Origin of the sequence: Pigmentiphaga sp. H8 (assembly GCF_003854895.1) — a bacterium.
Classification (GTDB): Bacteria; Pseudomonadota; Gammaproteobacteria; order Burkholderiales; family Burkholderiaceae_B; genus Pigmentiphaga.
The window spans coordinates 5153711-5174178 of the sequence record NZ_CP033966.1 but is presented as its reverse complement, the minus strand read 5'-3'; the positions used below and the strand labels follow the sequence as shown (position 1 = coordinate 5174178).

Sequence of the window (20468 nt, the reverse complement as noted above, 5' to 3'; positions counted from 1 at the left end):
CTTGTGCATGCCGGGCATGGGCCGCACCCTGGCGGGGCGGCCCATGCCCGATCCCGCGCGCGGGGTCGGCGGCGTCAGGCCCGGATATCGAAGCCGCGCGCGTAGCCCGCGGCATGGCCCCCGTCCCAGGTCCGGCCGTCGATGAGCCGGCTCGAACGCATGGTGGAGACGGGTACCGCCACGCCCAGTTGCGCGGCCGCCTCGCGATACAGGTCCAGGCGGTTGATGGACTGCGCGACGCGCAGGTAGTCCGGGTCCTCGCGCAGCATGCCCCACCGCCGGTACTGGGTGGCCATCCACATGCCGTCCGACAGATACGGAAAATTCGCTTCGCCGTCGGCGAAGAAGCGTATGCCCGGCGCGCTGCTGTCCATGGCCTTCTCCGGCAGCAGGCGCGAAGCGATCACGTCGCGCGGCGCGTCGACGAAATCGGGCAGCGCCAGCCACGAGGCCGCTTCCTCCCGGTGGGCGGGCACGTCCAGGTAGCGGCACGCTTCGAGCAGCGCCATGATCAGGGCCCGCGCCGTGTTCGGATGGCGATCGGCGAAGTCCCGGGTGCAGGCCAGCACCTTCTCGGGATGGTTGGGCCACACTTCGGAAGTCAGCGCGACGGTGATGCCCTTGCCCTCGCTCTGCGCCAGTGCGTTCCAGGGCTCGCCCACGCAATAGCCGTCCACGTCGCCGCGCCGCAGCGCCTCGGCCATCTGGGGCGGCGGGATGACGGTGCTGCGCACGTCATGCAGCGGATGGATGCCGTGCGCGGCCAGCCAGTAGTACAGCAGCATGGCGTGGGAACCGGTCGGAAAGGTATGGGCGAAGGTCGGACGCTCGGGCGACCCATGGATGACGCGGGCCAGCGCCGCGCCGCTGCGCGCCTGGGAACCCAGCGCACGCGACAGCGTGATGGCCTGTCCGCCCTGGTTCAGCGACATCAGCATCGCCATGTCGCGCTGCGGACCGCCCAATCCCAGCTGGATGCCATATCCCAGTCCGTACAGCGCGTGCGAGGCGTCCAGGTCGCCCGACAGCAGCCTGTCGCGCACTGCCGCCCACGAAGGCTGCCGTTGCAGGACGATCTCCAGCCCGTACTTGCGGTCGTAGCCTCGCGCCACCGCGATGACCAGCGGCGCGCAATCGGTCAGCGCGATGAAGCCCACGCGTAGCTGGGGTTTCTCGGGCGCGTCGGACCCCGCGATCACGTGGCCCGCCTGCGGCGTTGGAGGAGAGGACATGGTGGTAGCTCCGTTCATGGGCCCGCCTGGCCCGGCATCGACAGCAGCTGCCGCGCGACGTCGCCCAGCCTGACGCCTTGTTTCATGGCCTGGCCGCGCAGCAGCTCGAACGCCTCGGCTTCGCTCAGCCCGTGCCTGTCCATCAGCCACCCCTTGGCGCGGTCGATGTCCTTGCGGTCGGCCAGTTGCTGCTCGACCTCGGCCAGGCGCCGCCGCAGCTTGTCTTCCTCGTCGAAGCGGGCACAGGCCACTTCCAGGATGGGCGCCAGCTTCGCGGGCGCCATCCCGTCGACCACGTAGGTCGTGACCCCGGCGCGCACCGCGGCCCGGATGACGGACTGGTCGGCGGTGTCCGAGAACATGACCACCGGCCGTGGCGCCGCGGCGTTCATGACCGCCAGTTGTTCCAGCGTGTCGCGGGTGGGCGACTCGGTATCGATCAGGATCACGTCCGGCCGCTGGGTCTCGACCGCGTGCAGCAGCGCGCGGGCATGCGCGACGTCGGCCAGGATCTCGTAGCCGGCCCGCTGCAAGGCCTCGCGCAGTTCGGCGATGGGCTTGTCGGTGTCGTTGACCAGCAGGACTCGGGGCATGGGAAGACGGTCAGGCCGCCTCGCGCGCGGGATGGCTCTGCTTGCGGTACAGGAAGTCGATGACGGCCGTGCGGCAGGCATGGTAATGCTCGTCGTCGGCCAGTTCGACCCGGCTGCGCGGCCGGGGCAGGCGCACGTCCAGGATCTCGCCCACGGTGGCGGCCGGACCGTTGGTCAGCATCACGATGCGGTCCGACAGCAGCACCGCCTCGTCCACGTCGTGGGTGACCATGATCACCGTGCTGCCCGTCTTGGCCACGATCTCCAGCAGCTCGTCCTGCAGGTGCGCGCGGGTCAGCGCATCCAGCGCGCCGAAGGGCTCGTCCATCAGCAGCACGTCGGGTTCGATCGCCAGCGCGCGGGCGATGCCCACGCGCTGTTTCATGCCGCCCGAGATCTCGTGCGGCAGTTTGTGCTCGGCGTGCGCCAGGCCGACCAGCTGCAGCGCGGCCAGCGTGCGTTCGCGCAGCCGGGCCTTGCTTTCGGTGGCGCCGAACACCCGTTCCACGCCCAGGTGGATGTTCTTGTAGCAGCTCAGCCAGGGCAGCAGCGAATGGTTCTGGAACACCACCGCGCGCTCGGGGCCGGGGCCGTCGATCTCTCGCCCCGCGCAGATCAGCGCGCCGGAGGTCGGCCGCGTCAGGCCCGCCACCAGATTGAGCAGCGTCGACTTGCCGCAGCCCGAATGGCCGATCAGGGAAATGAACTCGCCCTTGGCGACGGTCAGGTCGATGTCGCGCAGGGCCACGAAGCTGCCCTTGCGGGTCTTGAAGACCTGGCCCACGTTTTCGATGCTGAGGAACTTGTCCATGGCGATTTCCTTGGGATGTCAGTCGGCGTAGGTGAAGCGCTTGACCAGTTGCGTCAGCAGGGCTTCCAGCACCAGGCCGACGATGCCGATCACGAAGATGGCGATCACGATGTGCTCGACCTTGAGGTTGTTCCATTCGTCCCACAGCCAGAAGCCGATGCCCACGCCGCCGGTCAGCATTTCCGCGGCGACGATCACCAGCCAGGCGGTGCTGATGGACAGCCGCACGCCCGTCAGCATGTAGGGCAGCACGGCGGGAAGCAGCACGCGGGTCATCACCTTCCATTCCGACAGCTTCAGCACCCGCGCCACGTTCATGTAGTCCTGCGGCACGCGCGTCACGCCGACGGCGGTGTTGATGATCATCGGCCAGATGGAGCAGATGAAGATGGCCCAGATGGCGGCCAGGTTGGCCGCCTTGAACAGCAGCAGGCCCAGCGGCAGCCACGCCAGCGGCGATACCGGGCGCAGCAGGCTGACCAGGGGCGAGACCACGGCGCTGACCGCGGCGAAGCGGCCGATGATGAAGCCGGCGGGGATGCCGACCAGCGCCGCCAGGCCGAAGCCGATGGCCACGCGGCGCAGCGACGACAGCAGGTTCCAGCCTATGCCCTGGTCGTTCGGGCCGTTGTCGTAGAACGGATCGGAGAACAGCGCCAGCGCCGCCTTGCCCGTCACGGCGGGGGTGGGGATCTCGGGGATGGCGTTGGACACCAGTTGCCAGACCAGGATCAGCAGGGCGAAGCCCAGGCAGGGGCCGGCCACCGTCCTGACCAGGGTTTCCCAGACGCTGCGCCAGTCGACGCGGGCGAGCAGGGGCGGGCGGGGTGGCATCGCGGCGGCCGGCGGCACCGCCGCATGCAGGTCGATGACCTCGGCGACGGGCGGGGCGGCGGCGGGGTCGGGGGAAAGGGTACGTGCCGTGGCGGTCATGGCGGGGCTCCCGGGGCGGCGCTCAGGCCGCGTTGATCTTGAAGCCGTCGGCATAGGCGGCGGGATTCTTCCCGTCCCAGACGACCCCGTCGACCAGCTTGGACGAACGCATTTCGGACTTGGGCAGCGAGACGCCGGCCGCGCTCGCCGCCTGTTTGTAGACGTCGATGCGATTGACTTGCCGCGCCGTCGCGAGATAGTCGGGATGGCTCTTGAGCAGGCCCCAGCGCTTGTGCTGGGTCAGGAACCACATGCCGTCCGACAGGTAGGGGAAGTTGGCGGCGCCGTCGTTGAAGAATTTCATGGCGTCGGGGTCGTCCCAGGTCTTGCCCAGCCCGTCCGAGTAGCGTCCCAGCATGCGGTCCAGGATCACGTCCACGTCGGTGTTCACATAGGATTTGGCGGCGATGGTCTCGGCCGTCTTGCGGCGGTTGGAGGCCGAGGCGTCGATGAACTTGCCCGCCTCCAGCACCGCCGCCGTCACGGCGCGCGCGGTGTTCGGATAGCGCTGCACGAACTCCGCGGTCGTGCCCAGGACTTTCTCGGGATGGTCGGTCCAGATGCCCTGCGTGGTGGTGGCGGTGAAGCCGATCCTGTCGATGATGGCCCGCGCATTCCAGGGTTCGCCCACGCAGAAGCCGTCCATGTTGCCCACCCGCATGTTCGCCACCATTTGCGGCGGCGGCACGGTGATCACCTTGGCGTCGCGCATGGGGTTGATGCCGTAGGCGGCCAGCCAGTAGTAGATCCACATCGCATGCGTGCCGGTCGGAAAAGTCTGCGCGAAGGTGTATTCGGCCTTCTCGCTCTTCATCAGCTTCGCCAGCGAGGCGCCGTCGCGGGCGCCCTTGTCCCGAAGCTTGTTCGAGATGGTGATGGCCTGGCCGTTGTTGTTCAGGCTCATCAGCACGGCCATGTCCTTGCGCGGGCCGCCTATGCCCAGCTGCACGCCGTAGACCAGGCCGTACAGCACGTGGGCCAGGTCCAGTTCGCCGTTGATCAGCTTGTCCCGCACGCCGGGCCACGATGCTTCCTTCACCGGCGTGATCTTCACGCCGTACTTCTTGTCCAGGCCCAGCGTCGACGCCATCACCACCGAGGCGCAGTCGGTCAGCGGGATGAAGCCGATCCTGACCTCGGCCTTCTCCGGCGCGTCCGAGCCCGCCGCCCAGGCGCCGGCGCGTACCAGCGGATCGACCAGGCTCATGAGGCCCGTGGTGGCTCCGGCGGCCAGCAGCCTGCGCCGCCCGCCATCGGGCGTGGCGGCTACGGGGGAAGGGTCATGCGTAGGGGTGGGTTTCATCCGGCGCTCCAGGCAAAAAAGCGTTCCGCGCGAACAAGGCCGTGCCTGGTCGCTGCGGAACGCCGTTGTTCCTACCGCTGAGTTGTCTGCCGGCCCTCATTGGCCGGTACATCGATCAAGCAATAGGCGTGCCACCACTCGTACGCCAGGGAAATCCGCGAATGGCGCCCGGTGCGCACCCCAATCTTGTGCGATGCACCACAGAAGTGCCCAGAAACGAGGCGGGGCCTCGATTCGACAAATGATGATAAGAATGATTACTATTCGTGTGTTTCAGCTTGTTGTAAGTCAGCTTTTTGTCAGGTTCGTCCAAGGCGTTCTGCGGCGCCTGGGTCGGATCTCCCCCTTCACCTGGAGAATTTCAAGAATGGCTTTAGCCAACCGGGGCGTTCCTTTCCTGCTTTCCACGTCCCATCTTGCCGTCCTTGCCGCGCTCGCCTCCGGCAAGGTCCTGGCGCAGGAACCCACGACCGAACTCGCGCCCATCGTCGTGACCGCGACGGGATATGAACAGGAAATCAAGAACGCTCCCGCCAGCATCACCGTGATCGGGCAGGAAGCCCTGCAGGAGAAGCGCTACAACAACCTGGCGGAGGCCCTGAGCGAGGTCGAAGGGGTGGACGTGCGGGGCAACACCGGCAAGACCGGCGGCCTGAACATCAGTATCCGCGGCCTGCCCAGCGACTACACGCTGATCCTGATCGATGGCCGGCGCCAGAATGCCGCCGGCGACGTCACACCCAACGGCTTCGGCGAGACCAGCACCAGCTTCATGCCGCCGCTCTCGGCCATCGAGCGCATCGAGGTCATCCGCGGGCCCATGTCCACGCTTTACGGCTCGGACGCCATGGGCGGGGTGGTCAACATCATCACCAAGAAGGTCGCCACGGCCTGGGGCGGTTCGGTCACCTTCGACAAGGGCATCCCGCAGAACAGCGACTTCGGCGATACCTCCAACGCGAACTTCTACCTGAGCGGCCCGCTGGTGCCTGAAGTGCTGGGCCTGGCCGTGCGCGGCGGCATCTTCAACCGCGGCGCGACCGACATCGACCTGCCCGAGGGCACCGGCAGCATCAGCAAGCGCGGTCCGGCGCCGGTGGAGTCGCGGATCTACACGGCCGGCGCCAAGCTCACGCTAACGCCGAACAAGCAGCACGACTTCTGGCTGGACGTCGACCGTTCCCGCCAGTGGTACAACAACGACGAGAGCCAGCTCGGCACGCTGGACGACCCGTCCACCAACACCTACAACGGCTATAGCCGCGACCTGCGCTTCAACCGCGACCAGGTGGCCGTCGGCCACATCAGCCGGTTCGAGTTCGGCACCGTGCAATCGAGCCTCATGGTCAACAACACCGAGACGCTGGGCCGCACGGTGCCCAACATCGCGGCCAATTCGCCGCTGGCGGCGGTGCTGGTGCCGGGGGCGCCCCGCAAGCTGGAAACCACCAACATCGTGCTGGACACCAAGCTGGTCAAGGCCATCGGCGACTCGCACATGCTGACCGTGGGCGGCCAGTACTGGGACGCCGAGATGACGGACGGCCTGGCCACCAAGCGCTACAAGCAGGCCACCAAGTCGCTGTTCGCCGAAGACGAATGGCGCCTGCGCGAGGACCTGGCGCTGACCACCGGCGTGCGCTACGACCACCACGACGCCTTCGGCGGCCATTTCAGCCCGCGCGGCTACCTGGTGTGGAACACCACGCCCAACTGGACGGTCAAGGGCGGCGTCAGCCGCGGCTACCGCACGCCGCGCCTGAACCAGCTGCATGACGGCATCAACGGCATCAGCGGCCAGGGCCGCACGCTCACCATCGGCAACCCCAACCTCAAGCCCGAGGTCAGCACCAGCACGGAATTCGGCGTCAACTACGACAACCTGGCCGGCCTGACCGCCAACGCGACGCTGTTCCACAACCGCTTCAAGGACAAGATCTCCGCCGCGGCCAAGGGCATACCCAACTGCGACTACGCGGCCAACCCCAACCAGCCGGGCTGCATCTCGATCGGCGCGCTGCCGACCCAGGCCGAGTTCGGCCAGCAGGTCAACCTGGAGCAGGCCACCACGCGCGGCCTGGAACTGGGCACCCGCGTGCCGCTGGCCCCGCGCTGGACGCTGGCGCTGAACTACACCTTCACCGACAGCGAGGTGAAGAATGGCGGTGTCTACGGCGGCAAGCTGGCCGACACGCCCAAGCACATGGCCAACGCCAACCTGCGCTGGCAGGCCACCGACAAGTTCGCCATGTGGCTGCGCGCCGAGTTCCGCGGCAAGAGCCGCCGTTTCGACGGCGATCCGGGTTCGCTTACCGGCGACAACCTGCGGGCCCAGCAGGCGGTGGGTGACCTGAAGGCCTATTCGCTGCTGCACCTGGGCGGGTCCTACAAGGTCTCGAAAACGGTGACCCTGACCGGCACCGTCTACAACCTGCTGGACAAGGACTTCATGAAGTTCAAGTCCTACGTGAACGGCGCGGGCGACACGGTGTACCTGAACGAGTACATCCATTCCTCGCAATCGACCCGGGGCACCATCCAGCCGGGCCGCACGTTCTGGCTGGCCGCCAACATCACGTTCTGATGCGGGCCACGGTCCGGCTCCAGCCAGGGGCCGGGCCGGCCGGGGCAAAGGCGGTAAACTGCCGGCCATGCGCATACGTCCCGACTCCGCGGCATTCGTCCTGCTTCTGGCCTCATTGTCCGCGTTGCCGGCGCTCTCCACCGACATGGCACTGCCCGCCCTGGCGGCCATCGGCCTGGACCTGCACGTTCCTCCCTCCAGCGCCGCCCTGACCCTGAGCCTGTTCCTGGCCGGCTTCGCCATCGCGCCGCTGGCCTATGGTCCGTTGGCCGACCGCTACGGCCGGCGTCCCATCGTGCTGTTCGGCGGCGTGCTGTTCTCGCTGGCCAGCGCGGCGTGTGCGCTGGCGCCCAGCCTGGCTTCGCTGCTGGTGTTCCGCGTGCTGCAAGGGGTGGGGGCGGGCGCCGGCTCGGTCATGGCGCTGACCATCGTGCGCGACCTGTTCCAGGGCCACGTCGCGCGCGCCCGGCTGTCGTACGTCGCCAGCATGCGCATCGTTGCGCCCATGATCGCGCCTACCTTGGGCAGCTGGGTCATGTACTTCGCCGGCTGGCGTTCGATCTACTGGGTGATGGCCCTGGCGGGCGTGGCGACGACCCTGGCGGTGTACCTGGGCATGGCCGAGACCCGGCCCGCCGGCGCCGAGCCCGTGCGCATCTCGGTGGGCGCGCTGCTGCGCACCTATGCGCGGGTGCTGGGCAATCCCATCCTGCTGGGCAACACCCTGGTCAACGCGCTGACCTTCGGCTGCCAGTTCGCCTACATCACCGGGTCGCCGCTGTTGATGATGCAGTTGCTGGGCATGTCGCCGCAGGCCTTCGGCGTCGTGTTCGCGATGACGGCCTTCGGCATCATGGCGGCCTCGCTCATCAACGGCCGCCTGAACGCGCGCGGCATCGCGCCCCACAAGCTCTTGTGGACCGGACTGGTCCTGTCGAGTTCGACCAGCGTGGCGCTGGCGGTGCTGGGGTTCGCCGATGCCTTGTCGGCGTGGTCGCTGGTGCCGCTCCTGATGCTGAACACCTTCTCGTTCGGCATGATCGCGCCGAATGCCTCGCACGCGGCGGTGGAGCCCCTGCCCGAGGTGGCCGGCATGGCCTCGGCCGTGGTCAGTTGCGTGATGATGGCGGTGGGCGCGCTGTCGGGGTCGCTCGTGACCCTGCTCTATGACGGCCACAGCGCGCGGGCCATTACCGGCATCATGGCCGTGTGCACGCTGTCGGCCCTGTCCCTGTATGCGTTCTGGGTGCGGCGGCTGCCCGCGGCCGCGCCCAGGCGGGCCTGATCAGCGCAGCACGAAGCCGCCGACCTTGCCGCCCTGCAGGTTGAGCGTGCCGACCAGGTCGTCGCCGCCGTCCTTGAACGTGATCTTCCACAGCGAGAACTCGTAGGACTGCTGCCGGTAGTCGCCCAGGCGCTGCACCTGGTAGCCGGCGTGCAGGCGCGGTCCCAGCTGCGTGGCCACGGCGTCGAACTGGGCCCGGTCCAGCTTGGCGAAATCGGTGCTGCCCGAGGCGACGAACTGCTGGTAGTTGCCGCCCTCGATGGCGGTCAGCAGCGTCTTGAGCATCTGCGTCTCGGTCTCGATGGCGGCCGCGTCGGCGGCATGGCCCGGAGCATGGAGCGCGGCGGTCAGCGCCACGGCCGCGAGCGCGTTGCGCGTGAGATTCATGATGACTCCTGGTGGGAGGGAGAGGCCGCGTGCGCCGCGGCGATGGCTTGCAGGCAGTCGTCGGGGCCGCCCTGGACCAGGGTGACGCTGCAGGCCAGCATCAGGTTCAGGCCCAGTTCGAAATTCTCGACCAGATGGCCTTGGCCGTCCACCGGGTTGCCTGCGGCGTCCGTGCCGGTGGCGATGCGCCGCGCCATCGGCCGCGTATCGTCGGCGTAGCCCCAGACGGGCTTGCCCCGCGCGGCGGCATAGCCGATCTCGAACGCGGTGCCCGAGTCCGGCTCCTGCCCGCGGAAGGGCGCCAGGTTGGCCATGACCACGTCGGCCCGCTCCAGCAGCGCCAGGTTGGCCTGGTAGATGCTTCGCGCGATGTCCTGGGGCGCGGCGTGCGGCGCCGGCTCATCCAGGGGGAACAGGCCCTCGTAGCCGTGCCGGGCGCAGGAAGCCTTCAGCCGTTGGCCATGGGCGCGGGCGTCGGGCCGGAACACGTCCGGCCCGGCAAGATAGATCCGCATGGCCCGGCCGGTTCCTGCTCAGGCCACGACGCCGGCGTCCGCCAGCAACTGCTTGAGCTCGCCGCTTTCGTGCAGCTCGGCCAGGATGTCCGAGCCGCCGATGAACTCGCCCTTGATGTAGAGCTGCGGGATGGTGGGCCAGTTGGAATATTCCTTGATGCCCTGGCGCACCGCGTCGTCTTCCAGCACGTTCACGGTGGCCAGCTGGCGCACGCCGTTGGCCTTGAGCAGCTGGATGGCGCGCCCCGAGAAGCCGCATTGCGGGAACTGGGCGGTGCCCTTCATGAACAGCACGACAGGGTTGTCGGTAACGGTCTGCCGGATGAAATCTTGCACGTCGCTCATGGCGATCCTCGTACAGAGTGAAAGGTGATGATGTCGATTATAGGTATCCGCCGGAAATCCGCTCGATGCCGGCCAGGTCGCGGCGGCTTTCGACGCGGACGAATCCGGCGGCGTCCAGCAAGTCCCGCACCTGGCCGGCCTGGTCCCAGCCATGCTCCATCCACAGCGCGCCGCCCGGTTTGAGCCAGGCCGGGGCGCCGCGGACGATGGCGCGCAGCGCCTCCAGCCCATCGGCCCGGTCCGTCAGGGCCAGCGGCGGTTCATGGCGCAGGTCGCCTTGCGACAGGTGCGGATCGGCGGCGGCGATGTAGGGCGGATTGGAAACGATCGCGTCATAGGTGGGGGCGGGCGCGGCACCGTTCAAGGCCCCGTACCAGTCGCCCGGCAGAAACGCGACGGCCGCGCCCAGCCGCCGGGCGTTGGCGGCGGCCACCGCCAGCGCGTCGGCGCTCAGGTCCGTGGCCTCGACCACCGCGTCGGGGCGGGCCAGCGCGATCGAGACGGCGATGGCGCCGCTGCCGGTACCCAGGTCCAGCACACGCGGGGTGGCCCGGCCGCGCAGGTGCTCCAGCGCGGTTTCCACCAGCAGCTCGGTTTCGGGGCGGGGAATCAGCACCGCCGGCGACACCTGGAAATCGTGGCCCATGAACTCGCGCTCGCCCACGAGATAAGCCATGGGCTCGCCATTGCCGCGCCGCCGCGCCCAGTCCCGGAAACGCGTGACCGGATCCTCGGGCAGGGCCTCGTCGTCGTGGGCGATCAGCCAGGCGCGGCCGACGCCCAGGGCCCGCTCCAGCAGCATGCGGGCCTCCAGCAGCGGCAGGCCGCAGCCGGCGATCAGCTCGCGCGCGGTGGCCATGGCGCTCAGTCGTCGCCCAGCGCGGCCAGCAACTCGGCCTGGTGTTCCGAGGCCAGCGCGGAGATCAGCTCTTCCAGGTCGCCGTCCAGCACGTTCTGCAGCTTGTACAGCGTCAGGTTGATGCGGTGGTCGGTCACCCGGCCCTGCGGGAAGTTGTAGGTGCGGATGCGCTCGGAACGGTCGCCCGAGCCGACCAGGCTCTTGCGGTGCGCGGCTTCCTTGGCATGGCGCTCGCGTTGTTCCTTGTCCTTGATCCGGGCCGCCAGCACCTTCATCGCCTTGTCGCGGTTGCGGTGCTGCGAACGGTCGTCCTGGCATTCGACCACGATGCCCGTGGGCAGGTGGGTGATGCGCACCGCCGAATCGGTCTTGTTGATGTGCTGCCCGCCCGCGCCGCTGGCGCGGAAGGTATCGATGCGCAGGTCGGCGGGATTGATCTGCACCTCGGCCACTTCGTCCGCTTCCGGCATGATCGCCACCGTGCACGCCGACGTGTGGATGCGGCCCTGCGTTTCCGTGGCCGGGACCCGCTGCACGCGGTGCCCGCCCGATTCGAACTTCAGCTTGCCGTAGGCGCCGTCCCCCGCGATGCGCGCGATCACTTCCTTGTAGCCGCCCAGCTCCGACTCGCTCATCGACATGATTTCCACCTGCCAGCGATTGCGCTCGGCATAGCGGGTGTACATGCGCAGCAGGTCGCCCGCGAACAGCGCGCTCTCGTCGCCGCCGGTGCCGGCGCGCACTTCCAGGAACAGGCTGCGGCTGTCGTCGGGATCGCGCGGCAGCAGCAGGATGCGCAGCTCGCCCTCAAGCGCTTCCAGCCGTTCCCTGCCCGCGCGCAGCTCTTCCTCGGCCATGGCCTTCATGTCGGGATCGCCCAGCATCTCCTGGGCCGTCTCGATGTCCGCCTCGGTGCCTTCGTACTGCTTGAAGCCATTGGCGACCGGCTCGATCTCCGCGCGCTCGCGCGACAGCTTGCGAAAGGTGTCCATGTCGCTGGCGGTTTCAGGCGCCGCGAGCAACGCGTCCAGTTCGGCAAGGCGTCGAGACAACTGCTCGAGCCGGGCCCGCATCGATGCTTTCATGAAAGGCTAATGGTTGCGCTCGGAACGCGACGAGAACAGGCGCGGCAACCAGGCCAGCAGCTGCTGGCGGTCGGCGCCTTCGCTATGGTTGAGGGCGGACAGCGGGCCGTGCAGGTACTTCTGCGTCAGGCCGTGCGCCAATTGTTCCAGGACTTGCTCGGGCGCATCGCCTCGGGCCAGCGCCTTGCGGGCGCGATCCAGCTCGGCCTGCCGCATCGCGTCGGCCGCCTGGTGCAGGTCGCGGATGACCGGCACCACCGTGCGCGTATCCATCCAGTGCATGAAATTCTGCACCCGCGTCTCGATGATGGCTTCGGCCTGCACCACCGCCGCCTTGCGCGCGTCGGACGCGTTCTGCACCAGCCGGCCCAGATCGTCCACCGAATACAGATACACGTCGTCCAGCCGGCCGACCTCGGGTTCGATGTCGCGCGGCACCGCCAGGTCTATCATCACCATCGGCCGGTGGCGACGCGTCTTGGTGGCGCGTTCCACCATGCCCAGCCCCAGGATGGGCAGCGAACTGGCCGTACTCGACACCACCACGTCGAAATCCGCCAGCTTCTCGGGCAGTTCCGACAGCCGCATCGCGCCGGCCGAGAACTTCGAGGCCAGCGTCTCGGCACGTTCCACCGTGCGATTGGCCACCACCATCTTCTTCGGATGATGCGCGGCCAGGTGCGTCGCACAGAGCTCGATCATCTCGCCCGCGCCGATCAGCAGCACATTGACCTCGGCCAGATCGCCGAACACCCGCTCGGCCAGCCGCGCCGCGGCCGCGGCCATCGACACCGACTGCGCGCCGATCGCGGTTTGCGAACGGACTTCCTTGGCCACCGAGAACGTGCGCTGGAACAACTGGTGCAACAGCGTGCCCATCGCCCCGGCTTCCTCGGCGGCGCGCACGGCGTCCTTCATCTGCCCGAGAATTTGCGGCTCGCCCAGCACCATCGAATCCAGCCCGCTGGCCACGCGGAACGCGTGCCGGACGGCGTCGTGCTGGATGTGGCGATAAAGATGGGGTTGCAGCGACCGGTCGTCGAACTGCCGATAGCTCGCCAGCCAGGCCGGCAGGTGCTCGGCCACGCCCGGTTCGGCCGCACAGTAGATCTCGGTGCGATTACAGGTGGACAGGATGGCCGCCTCGCGCACCGCGCCGCCGAACGCCGACCGCAGCCCCGCCAGCGCCGGGCTGACCAGCTCCAGCGGCAGCGACACCCGTTCCCGCACCGAGACCGGGGCGGAGACGTGATTCAGGCCGAATGTAAGGACGTCGACGGACATGAGACAGGAGGGAAAAAGGCCACGGATGAGGAGGGCCACCCGCCATTATAAAGGGTAGGGAGGGGGGAGGGGTGCGACGTGGGGTCGCCAGGGGGTGCACCGGGGGATTGGGCGGGGTGTTTTGCCAACGGTCCAAAAAGTGTGTAATATCCTGCGTTCTTTACGGGACGCGCGTAATTCAAGCGCCGCCGGTGAAGCTTCGTTGCAGCGTTCGTTGCGACACGGCCTGGTAGCTCAGTTGGTAGAGCAGCGGATTGAAAATCCGCGTGTCGGTGGTTCGATTCCGCCCCAGGCCACCAAGAATATGCCAAGCAATGCCCAGCGTTGCCCCGAAACCCGCAAAGCCTAGCTCTGCGGGTTTTTTTGTGTCCACTGAGCAGCGCCAAGTGAATCAGTCGATTGAGCCAAGCAGCGAGGCGTTCTGCTTCAGCAGGCTTTGGATGCGCTGAAGCGAGAGGGCCAGTTCTTCGGCGGTGTTGACTGCGCCGGTGGCAATGCGTATCGCATTGGGGGCCTGTGCCGGATCTACTGCGAACATCTTTCCTGGCGCCACCAGGACGCCTTCCTGCCGTAATCGATCCGCGAATTCGGACGCGTCCCACTGGCCGGGAAGAGGCAGCCAGAGAAAGAGGCCTTCCTCTGGAATGGCCGCTGCTTGTCCGGCCAGCAGCCGCTGCGCCAGTGTCTGGCGCACCTGCGCTTCGGTGCGGACCTGGGCTATGAGTTCAACCAGCGTCCCTTGGTTAATCAAACGCGTGGCCAGTGCGGCTTCCAAGGGGGGCGCCGTTTGCATCGTGGCGCGCAACACGTCGGTCAGGCGTCCCGCCTTCTGTGGGTCGGGCGCCACGACGTAGGAGATCCGCAAGCTGGGCGAGATCAGCTTGGCCAAGCCGAACAGGCTGTAAGTGATATCGGGAGCCAGCGCCCCCAGCAGCGGTGGTGGCGCTGTTTGCAGGCCGCCATAAGCATCGTCTTCGATGATGGTCAGGCCGCGCCGCTTGGCGACCGCGAGGATTTCGCGCCGCCTCTCCAGGCCCATCACGGCGCCGGTCGGATTCTGTACGGTGGGAACGCAGTACAAGGCGGTCGCCTGGGATGCGTCTGCCGCCTTTTCCAGTGCCTGCGGCACCAATCCTTGCTCATCCAGTTGCACCGGTACGAGCTTGATGCCCAGGAGCGCCGCCACTGTACGGATGGTGGGCCAAATCATCGCTTCCACCAGCAGACTGCCGCCGGTGCCCACCAGGCTGGACAACAAGGCTATCAGCGCGTTGCGCGTGCCGGCAGCCATTGCCACGCGTCCAGCAAGCGGCGCGTCGAAACGGGGCTGGAGCCAGGCTTCGCCCGCGGCAAGATCCAGGGCGGGCACCGTGCCTCCTCGGCGCGCCAAAAAGTCAAAAGTCCGCTCTTGGGCAAGGAGCCGTACTTCCGTGGCCAAAGTCGCCGCGATTTCAAGGTTGGGTGGCCAGGTTGAAGTGAGATCGATGGCCTCTTGAGCCTTGCCGGGCGCTCGAGGTTCCACGCCGGTCTGCGCGATTTCCTTCTCGCCCGCCACGAACGTGCCCTGGCCATGACGGGACTGAATCAGGCCCAAGCGCTTGGCCTCGTCATAGGCGCGAGTGACCGTCGTGAAATTGATCCCCAGCTGTCTTGCCAACTCCCGCTGCGAGGGCAGCGGGTCGCCGGTCTTCAAGCGGCCTTCCCGCACATCCTGCAGCAGCAGTTCGACGATGCGCAGGTAGGTTGGGCCGCCCAGATCGTCGATGGATGCGCGCCAATGGGTTGTCCCTTTTTTGCTGTAGGGTTGTTGTTTGCGTACAGATGGCATACACTTTAATCGTAAATGTAGAACTGTATGGTATCTCATGCATACAGTTAAGTCAACCCACAAGCAAGAAAGAGAGAGGCATATGAAAGACGGATCCGCGGTTGTGGTTGGCGGCGGCATCATGGGGCGAGACATCGCCGCCATTTTTCTGAGGGCCGGTTGGGCTACTCAGGTAGTGTCGCCCGCCACACACGAATGGCCCTCGGTGTCTGCGCACGTCGCGCAGTCCGTTGCACAGTTGGACGGACAGCTTTCCGGCGAGTTGTTGCACCTGCGTCCCTCGCTCGCGCAAGTCGACTGGTCCAGCGTCGATGTCGTGATTGAAACCGTTACCGAAAACCTGCAAGTCAAGCAGGAGGTGTTTCGTCAGCTTGATGCATGCGTGCCCAGCCATGTGCCTATTGGGTCCAACAGCAGCGGCATGCGCATCACGGATATCGCCGCGTCATGCGGCAGCAAGGCCCGAATGGCCAATGCCCACTTCTTTCTGCCGGCCCATCTGGTGCCCCTGGTGGAGGTCGCCAAGGGGGAGTTCACGAGCGATGAAACGGTGCATCAACTGATCCGGATCTTTGCCGCCGTGGGCCGTATTCCCGTGCGTGTCAATCGCGACGTACCGGGTTTTCTGGCGAACCGCATCCAGCATGCGCTCATGCGAGAGGCTTTCGCAGTGATCGACGACGGACTGGCTTCGCCCGAAGACGTGGATGCGGCCGTACGTTTCGGGTTCGGGTTTCGCTATGTGGCGGCGGGGCCGATCCTGCAGAAGGAGTTCGCGGGACTGGACACGCAACTCGCGGCGGCTTCCTCGATCTACCCGAGCCTGTGCAACACCGCCGTGCCCAGCCGGACGCTACGCGAGAAAGTTGCGGCGGGCCGTTATGGCACCAAGAGCAACCATGGCTTCTGGGAGTGGACCGACGAACAGATCGTGGCCGAGCGCGCGCGCTATGAGCGAGCGCTGCAGCAGGCCGCGCAACTGCTCACGCCCACGCTGGTACCTCGCGCGGCCGTGACGACCCCGGTGGAAGGTGTGCAATGACATCGGCAATGTTCGTCGATACGCCGCTGAAGTCGGCGGCTGACGTGGATGCCGTGTTCCGCGCTGCTGAAAGGATTCGTGACCATGTCGTCACGACACCATTACTGCGCTCCGGAGAATTGGATGCGCATTCCGGTGGGCGAATCTTCCTCAAGGCCGAGAATCTTCAGCGAAGTGGTTCCTTCAAGTTCCGCGGGGCTTGCAACCGCATGCTGGCGATGTCCGCCGCAGAACGGGCTCGCGGTGTGGTGGCCTACTCATCGGGAAACCATGCCTTGGCAGTCTCGGAAGCCGGGCGTCTCTTGGGCGTGCCGGCCGTGGTCATCATGCCGGCGGATGCGCCAGCCATCAAGATCGAGGGCTGCCGCCAGCGCGGTGCGACCGTGTTGCTCTATGACCGCGAGCACGACGACCGCGAAGCCATAGGCCGCCAACTCGTCGAAACCCAAGGGCTGACGCTGGTGCCGCCATTCGACGATGCGCTCGTCATGGCCGGCGCGGGAACGGGTGCGCTGGAAGCCCTCGGGCAGATACCGGACGTGCCGATCGACACGGTGCTGGTCTGCTGCAGCGGAGGGGGCTTGGCCGCTGGCTGGAGCCTGGCGGTGCGCGCTTCCTGCCCGCGTGCGCGGATCGTGGTGGTCGAGCCGGAGGGCTTCGACGATACCGGGCGTTCGCTTCAGGCGCGCCAGCCATTGTCCAATCAACGTCGAACCGGCTCGGTTCTTGATGCGCTGCTCGCTCCCGCGCCCGGCCGGCTCACCTTGCCTGTTCTCCTGGCGCAGGATGCCTCCGGGGTGACCGTGTCGGACGCAGACGCGCTGGCGGCGATGTACTTCGCCTTCAGCACGCTCAAGCTTGTTCTCGAGCCAGGCGGCGCGGCGGCGCTTGCGGCCGTTCTGGCGCGCAAGACGCCACTTGAGGGCCGCAATGCGCTGGTGGTCTGTTCGGGCGGCAACGTCGATCCGCAGCTTTTCGCGCGGTGTCTGGAGTCTGGAATCTCCAAGGGGGAAGGGCCGCCATGAGTGCATCGACGGCAGAATCGCGCGCGCGCCAGCTTGGTTTGGACATTCCCGAGACTCTGGCGCCGGCGGCCAACTACGACTTGCTGACTTCACACGGAGGTTTGCTGTACGTGAGTGGGCAACTGCCCCGCGTGGGTGACCAGGTGGCTGTGACCGGTCGGGTCGGCAGCGACATTCCCCTGGCGCAGGCTCGCCATGCCGCGCAGCTTTGCGCTCTCCGGGCGCTGGGCGTCTTGCGGCAGGCCCTGGGTTCGCTGGACCTCGTGGAGCGCATACTCAAGCTCCAGGTCTTCGTGCAGTGCACGCCGGAGTTCGACCAGCACAGCGAAGTGGCCGACGCGGCCACCGACCTGCTGATCCAGGTGTTCGGGGCGCTCGGAAAGCCGGCCCGCACCGCCGTGGGCGTATATCAGCTTCCCAAGGGCGCGAGCGTCGAGTTGGATCTGATCGCCGTGGGGCCGGCTGGCCTTCGTTTCAGGGAGTTCCATCATGCAGCAAGCCGCTAGCGCCTTTTCACCCCCAGCGCCGGCCCTGACCCCGGCCCCCAGTGAACGCCGGGGTTGGCAGGCACGCTTCGACGCCTTCAAGGCACGCCGCGTCGTCATCGACATGACGCGCGGGAAACCGTGCACCGAGCAGGTCGCGCTGTCGGACGCCATGCTCGAATGGCCCGGACTCGGTGGCTATCGCACCCAGGAGGGAGGCGATGCCCGCAACTACTATGGCAGTCCTCAGGGCCTGCTCGAGGCACGCACCCTGTTCGCGGCGATGCTGGACGCGCCCCCCGAGCAGGTCGCGGTGGCCAACAACTCCAGCCTTTCGCTGATGCACGACATGATCGTGTATGCGCTGCTGCATGGGGTGCCCGGCGGCGATGCCCCGTGGCAGGCGAAGCGAACGAAGTTCCTCTGTCCTGTGCCGGGCTATGACCGGCACTTCGCCATCTGCGAGGCCTTCGGCATCGAGATGGTGCCGGTACCAATGACGGGGCGCGGGCCTGACATGGCCGCGGTCGAGACTCTGGTGCGCGACCCGCAAGTCAAGGGCATGTGGTGCGTACCGGTCTATAGCAACCCCACTGGCGAGACCTATGCGCCCGAGGTCGTTGAGCACCTGGCGCGCATGGCGACGGCAGCGCCCGACTTCCGGATCTTCTGGGACAACGCCTACGCCGCGCACCACATCACCGACCAGGAAGAATCGGTACCCGGCATCCTTGCGCTGGCCGCGCAGGCTGGCCATCCGGACCGGCCCCTGGTCTTCGGCTCGACCTCCAAGATCACCTTCGCGGGCGGCGGCCTGGGCCTCATGGCCGCCTCGCCGGCCAACATGGCCTGGTACGTTCGTCACGCAGGCATTCGCTCGATCGGGCCGGACAAGCTTAATCAACTGCGCCACGTGCGGCTGCTACGCGACCGCGACGGGCTGCGTGCGCACATGGCCCGGCACCGTGCCATCCTCGCGCCCAAGTTTGCGCTGGTCGAGGCCGTTCTGCAGCGCGAGCTGGCTGGCCGCGGCCTCGCGAACTGGACCACGCCGCGCGGCGGGTACTTCGTGAGCCTGCAGGTGCGCGAGGGCTGCGCGCGCCGCGTCGTGGCGCTGGCCCGCGACCTAGGCATCGCGCTGGTGCCGGCCGGCAAGGCCTTTCCTCTTGGGAACGACCCGCACGACAGCCATCTGCGCCTGGCGCCAAGCTTTCCCACGCTGCAGGAACTGGAGCGCGCGATGGAGGGTATTTGTCTGAGCATTCTGCTCGCCACGACCGAGGAGCCACTGCCATGAAGGGTCATTTCATCGCCTTTTCTCACTACTTGGAGCGTACTGCCCAGCCCGTGGGCCAGCCAGCGATCTGGCGCAAGCTCGATGTGGAGGCCGCGCTAACGGCCCAGCCTCTGAGCAGCCAGCGGCTCACACGGGCCATGGCGCTCACGCGCAGCGACGAGTCCGAGGCCTTCGCCCTGAATGGAAGCATCTCGCTGATCGTCCAGGCCCTGGGACCGGGCGAACGGGGGCGCATGCACAGCCACTCGTTCTGGCACCTGTATTTCGTGCTCAAGGGGCAGGGCGCTTCCCTGATCGGCGGCGAGCGTATCACCTGGTCGGACGGCGACAGCTTCTATGTGCCAGCCTGGGTGGAGCACGACCTGCAGAATCTTAGCGATACGCAGGATGCCATCGTCTATTCCGTGCAGAACCTGCCGGAGCAGGCCTCCAACGGATCGCTCATGCGCAAGGAGCCAGGTGGTGGCTACGTGCATATTGCATCGGATCTTGCGGAGGACGTCGCCGCTGATGTTCCCAAGGGCTGAACGGGCCTGCGCCTCTCGTTCACGCTTTTCCACGTCTTTCAACGTTCTTCAGGAGTTCCCATGCACCCCGCCAGATTCCTGCGCGCGGCCGCAGCCGCCCTCGGCTTGCTCGCGTCTCTTGCTGCACATGCCCAATCACTCGGTGACCGACCCGTTCGCATCATCGTTCCGTTCGCCGCCGGAGGCGCCACCGACATCGTGGCCCGCGCCGTTTCCGACGCGCTTGCCAGGGAACTAGGCCAGCCGGTCATCGTCGAGAACCGCCCAGGCGCGGGCGGTGCGGTCGGCGCCAACTTCGTCTCCAAGGCGCCACCGGACGGTAACGTGCTGGGCTTGGCCACCGTCTCCACGATGGCGACCAACCCGGCCATCAATCCCAAGAATCCCTATGACCCGGTCACCGGGTTCACGCCGATCATCACGCTGGCCACGGTGCCCGTGGTGCTCGCGGTCAATGCGACACGGCTGCCGGTGAACACCTTTGACGAGCTGGTCGCGCAAGTCAAGCGCTGTCCGGTGCCTTGTACCTTTGCCTCCGCAGGCATGGGTGGCGTGGGCCATCTGGACGGTGAGCTGTTCAAGGCGCTTACCCGCACCGAACTGGTCCATGTCCCCTACAAGGGCGCCGGACCTGCAATCGCGGACCTGCTTGCCGGCCAAGTCGACATGATGTTCGACAACCTGCCGTCCATGCTGCCGCACATCCAGTCGGGCGCCTTGCGCGGCATTGCCGTCATGAGCCCTCAGCGCAGCCCCAGCCTGCCGCAGGTGCCGACGTTCACCGAGGTTGGCATGCCGGAGATGGACAACACGGCGTGGATGGGGCTGGTGGCACCGCCGCGTCTGCCGCATGTGATCCGCGACAAGCTTCATGCCGCTGCGGCGCGCGCGCTGGAGGACCCCGCCGTGCGGCAGCGCTTCGAGAAGGCCGGTATCCAGCCCGTCGGTGGTGCCTCGTCCGCGTTCGCAACACTGATCGAACGTGAGCTCGCGGTGCGTCGCAAGATCGTCGCCGAACGCCAGCTCAAGCTCGAACCGTGAGGGCCGG

Annotated in this window: 20 protein-coding genes and 1 tRNA gene; 9 read left to right on the top strand and 12 right to left on the bottom strand. The window is 67.1% G+C overall.

What is annotated here, in order from left to right:
- Nucleotides 1-74: 74 nt before the first annotated feature.
- From EGT29_RS24360 to EGT29_RS24340, 5 genes are all read right to left on the bottom strand, one after another.
- The gene (locus EGT29_RS24360) at nucleotides 75-1232 is read right to left on the bottom strand and encodes a CmpA/NrtA family ABC transporter substrate-binding protein (protein WP_124691413.1); all 1158 of its coding nucleotides are present in this window, start codon (nucleotides 1230-1232) and stop codon (nucleotides 75-77) included.
- 14 nt (nucleotides 1233-1246) lie between these two features.
- Nucleotides 1247-1825 (bottom strand): ANTAR domain-containing response regulator, encoded by a 579-nt coding sequence (locus EGT29_RS24355; RefSeq protein WP_124691412.1) that lies wholly within the window; start codon nucleotides 1823-1825, stop codon nucleotides 1247-1249.
- Between the two features lie 10 nt (nucleotides 1826-1835).
- The gene (locus EGT29_RS24350) at nucleotides 1836-2636 is read right to left on the bottom strand and encodes an ABC transporter ATP-binding protein (protein ID WP_124691411.1); all 801 of its coding nucleotides are present in this window, start codon (nucleotides 2634-2636) and stop codon (nucleotides 1836-1838) included.
- Between the two features lie 18 nt (nucleotides 2637-2654).
- Nucleotides 2655-3470, bottom strand: coding sequence for a nitrate ABC transporter permease (gene ntrB, locus EGT29_RS24345; protein WP_370283067.1), 816 nt, complete (start codon nucleotides 3468-3470; stop codon nucleotides 2655-2657).
- 121 nt (nucleotides 3471-3591) lie between these two features.
- Nucleotides 3592-4872, bottom strand: coding sequence for a CmpA/NrtA family ABC transporter substrate-binding protein (locus tag EGT29_RS24340; protein WP_124691409.1), 1281 nt, complete (start codon nucleotides 4870-4872; stop codon nucleotides 3592-3594).
- Between the two features lie 367 nt (nucleotides 4873-5239).
- On the opposite strand from EGT29_RS24340, the gene EGT29_RS24335 reads away from it, so the two are divergent.
- Both EGT29_RS24335 and EGT29_RS24330 read left to right on the top strand, forming a co-directional pair.
- The gene (locus EGT29_RS24335) at nucleotides 5240-7456 is read left to right on the top strand and encodes a TonB-dependent receptor domain-containing protein (protein ID WP_124691408.1); all 2217 of its coding nucleotides are present in this window, start codon (nucleotides 5240-5242) and stop codon (nucleotides 7454-7456) included.
- 67 nt (nucleotides 7457-7523) lie between these two features.
- On the top strand, nucleotides 7524-8741 hold the full coding sequence (locus EGT29_RS24330; protein ID WP_124691407.1) for a multidrug effflux MFS transporter: 1218 nt from the start codon (nucleotides 7524-7526) through the stop codon (nucleotides 8739-8741).
- Here EGT29_RS24330 and EGT29_RS24325 read toward each other — a convergent pair whose 3' ends face one another.
- From EGT29_RS24325 to hemA, 6 genes are read right to left on the bottom strand one after another with little or no spacing between them, the layout of a single operon-like run.
- Entirely contained in the window at nucleotides 8742-9128 is a 387-nt protein-coding gene (locus EGT29_RS24325; protein WP_124691406.1) for a hypothetical protein, read from the bottom strand.
- A complete protein-coding gene (locus tag EGT29_RS24320) occupies nucleotides 9125-9643 on the bottom strand; it encodes a nucleoside 2-deoxyribosyltransferase (protein ID WP_124691405.1) in 519 nt (172 codons plus the stop codon). The genes EGT29_RS24325 and EGT29_RS24320 overlap by 4 nt, the downstream gene beginning before the upstream one ends.
- Before the next feature lie 18 nt (nucleotides 9644-9661).
- Nucleotides 9662-9988: a Grx4 family monothiol glutaredoxin gene (gene grxD, locus EGT29_RS24315; RefSeq protein WP_124691404.1), complete on the bottom strand. Its 327-nt coding sequence runs from the start codon at nucleotides 9986-9988 to the stop codon at nucleotides 9662-9664.
- Between the two features lie 37 nt (nucleotides 9989-10025).
- Nucleotides 10026-10847 carry a peptide chain release factor N(5)-glutamine methyltransferase gene (prmC, locus tag EGT29_RS24310; protein WP_124691403.1) on the bottom strand — a complete coding sequence of 274 codons (822 nt, stop codon included), beginning with the start codon at nucleotides 10845-10847 and terminating at the stop codon, nucleotides 10026-10028.
- A gap of 5 nt (nucleotides 10848-10852) precedes the next feature.
- Nucleotides 10853-11932 (bottom strand): peptide chain release factor 1, encoded by a 1080-nt coding sequence (gene prfA / locus EGT29_RS24305; protein ID WP_124691402.1) that lies wholly within the window; start codon nucleotides 11930-11932, stop codon nucleotides 10853-10855.
- Between the two features lie 6 nt (nucleotides 11933-11938).
- A complete protein-coding gene (gene hemA, locus EGT29_RS24300; RefSeq protein WP_124691401.1) occupies nucleotides 11939-13216 on the bottom strand; it encodes a glutamyl-tRNA reductase in 1278 nt (425 codons plus the stop codon).
- Between the two features lie 223 nt (nucleotides 13217-13439).
- Here hemA and EGT29_RS24295 point away from each other — a divergent pair.
- Nucleotides 13440-13515 (top strand) — tRNA-Phe (locus EGT29_RS24295).
- A gap of 92 nt (nucleotides 13516-13607) precedes the next feature.
- On the opposite strand, the gene EGT29_RS24290 is transcribed toward EGT29_RS24295, so the two are convergent.
- Nucleotides 13608-15044 carry a PLP-dependent aminotransferase family protein gene (locus tag EGT29_RS24290; protein ID WP_161567952.1) on the bottom strand — a complete coding sequence of 479 codons (1437 nt, stop codon included), beginning with the start codon at nucleotides 15042-15044 and terminating at the stop codon, nucleotides 13608-13610.
- Nucleotides 15045-15126: 82 nt separating this feature from the next.
- Between EGT29_RS24290 and EGT29_RS24285 the strand changes: the two genes are divergently transcribed.
- The 6 genes from EGT29_RS24285 to EGT29_RS24260 are packed head-to-tail and all read left to right on the top strand — an operon-like array spanning nucleotide 15127 to nucleotide 20461.
- The gene (locus tag EGT29_RS24285; RefSeq protein WP_124691399.1) at nucleotides 15127-16086 is read left to right on the top strand and encodes a 3-hydroxyacyl-CoA dehydrogenase family protein; all 960 of its coding nucleotides are present in this window, start codon (nucleotides 15127-15129) and stop codon (nucleotides 16084-16086) included.
- Between the two features lie 8 nt (nucleotides 16087-16094).
- Entirely contained in the window at nucleotides 16095-17111 is a 1017-nt protein-coding gene (locus EGT29_RS24280; RefSeq protein ID WP_124691398.1) for a threonine/serine dehydratase, read from the top strand.
- Nucleotides 17108-17617, top strand: a complete 510-nt coding sequence (locus EGT29_RS24275; RefSeq protein ID WP_124691397.1) for a RidA family protein — start codon at nucleotides 17108-17110, stop codon at nucleotides 17615-17617. The genes EGT29_RS24280 and EGT29_RS24275 overlap by 4 nt, the downstream gene beginning before the upstream one ends.
- Complete coding sequence (locus EGT29_RS24270) at nucleotides 17601-18893, top strand: aminotransferase class I/II-fold pyridoxal phosphate-dependent enzyme (protein ID WP_124691396.1); 1293 nt, start codon at nucleotides 17601-17603, stop codon at nucleotides 18891-18893. The genes EGT29_RS24275 and EGT29_RS24270 overlap by 17 nt, the downstream gene beginning before the upstream one ends.
- Entirely contained in the window at nucleotides 18890-19420 is a 531-nt protein-coding gene (locus EGT29_RS24265; protein ID WP_124691395.1) for a cupin domain-containing protein, read from the top strand. The genes EGT29_RS24270 and EGT29_RS24265 overlap by 4 nt, the downstream gene beginning before the upstream one ends.
- A gap of 60 nt (nucleotides 19421-19480) precedes the next feature.
- Nucleotides 19481-20461, top strand: a complete 981-nt coding sequence (locus EGT29_RS24260) for a tripartite tricarboxylate transporter substrate binding protein (protein ID WP_124691394.1) — start codon at nucleotides 19481-19483, stop codon at nucleotides 20459-20461.
- Nucleotides 20462-20468: the final 7 nt, after the last annotated feature.

Coding starts and splice junctions, on each gene's coding strand:
- EGT29_RS24360 (WP_124691413.1), bottom strand. CDS start 1,232: ATGTCCTCTCCTCCAACGCCGCAGGCGGGCCACGTGATCGCGGGGTCC.
- EGT29_RS24355 (WP_124691412.1), bottom strand. CDS start 1,825: ATGCCCCGAGTCCTGCTGGTCAACGACACCGACAAGCCCATCGCCGAA.
- EGT29_RS24350 (WP_124691411.1), bottom strand. CDS start 2,636: ATGGACAAGTTCCTCAGCATCGAAAACGTGGGCCAGGTCTTCAAGACC.
- ntrB (WP_370283067.1), bottom strand. CDS start 3,470: ATGCCACCCCGCCCGCCCCTGCTCGCCCGCGTCGACTGGCGCAGCGTC.
- EGT29_RS24340 (WP_124691409.1), bottom strand. CDS start 4,872: ATGAAACCCACCCCTACGCATGACCCTTCCCCCGTAGCCGCCACGCCC.
- EGT29_RS24335 (WP_124691408.1), top strand. CDS start 5,240: ATGGCTTTAGCCAACCGGGGCGTTCCTTTCCTGCTTTCCACGTCCCAT.
- EGT29_RS24330 (WP_124691407.1), top strand. CDS start 7,524: ATGCGCATACGTCCCGACTCCGCGGCATTCGTCCTGCTTCTGGCCTCA.
- EGT29_RS24325 (WP_124691406.1), bottom strand. CDS start 9,128: ATGAATCTCACGCGCAACGCGCTCGCGGCCGTGGCGCTGACCGCCGCG.
- EGT29_RS24320 (WP_124691405.1), bottom strand. CDS start 9,643: ATGCGGATCTATCTTGCCGGGCCGGACGTGTTCCGGCCCGACGCCCGC.
- grxD (WP_124691404.1), bottom strand. CDS start 9,988: ATGAGCGACGTGCAAGATTTCATCCGGCAGACCGTTACCGACAACCCT.
- prmC (WP_124691403.1), bottom strand. CDS start 10,847: ATGGCCACCGCGCGCGAGCTGATCGCCGGCTGCGGCCTGCCGCTGCTG.
- prfA (WP_124691402.1), bottom strand. CDS start 11,932: ATGAAAGCATCGATGCGGGCCCGGCTCGAGCAGTTGTCTCGACGCCTT.
- hemA (WP_124691401.1), bottom strand. CDS start 13,216: ATGTCCGTCGACGTCCTTACATTCGGCCTGAATCACGTCTCCGCCCCG.
- EGT29_RS24290 (WP_161567952.1), bottom strand. CDS start 15,044: ATGCCATCTGTACGCAAACAACAACCCTACAGCAAAAAAGGGACAACC.
- EGT29_RS24285 (WP_124691399.1), top strand. CDS start 15,127: ATGAAAGACGGATCCGCGGTTGTGGTTGGCGGCGGCATCATGGGGCGA.
- EGT29_RS24280 (WP_124691398.1), top strand. CDS start 16,095: ATGTTCGTCGATACGCCGCTGAAGTCGGCGGCTGACGTGGATGCCGTG.
- EGT29_RS24275 (WP_124691397.1), top strand. CDS start 17,108: ATGAGTGCATCGACGGCAGAATCGCGCGCGCGCCAGCTTGGTTTGGAC.
- EGT29_RS24270 (WP_124691396.1), top strand. CDS start 17,601: ATGCAGCAAGCCGCTAGCGCCTTTTCACCCCCAGCGCCGGCCCTGACC.
- EGT29_RS24265 (WP_124691395.1), top strand. CDS start 18,890: ATGAAGGGTCATTTCATCGCCTTTTCTCACTACTTGGAGCGTACTGCC.
- EGT29_RS24260 (WP_124691394.1), top strand. CDS start 19,481: ATGCACCCCGCCAGATTCCTGCGCGCGGCCGCAGCCGCCCTCGGCTTG.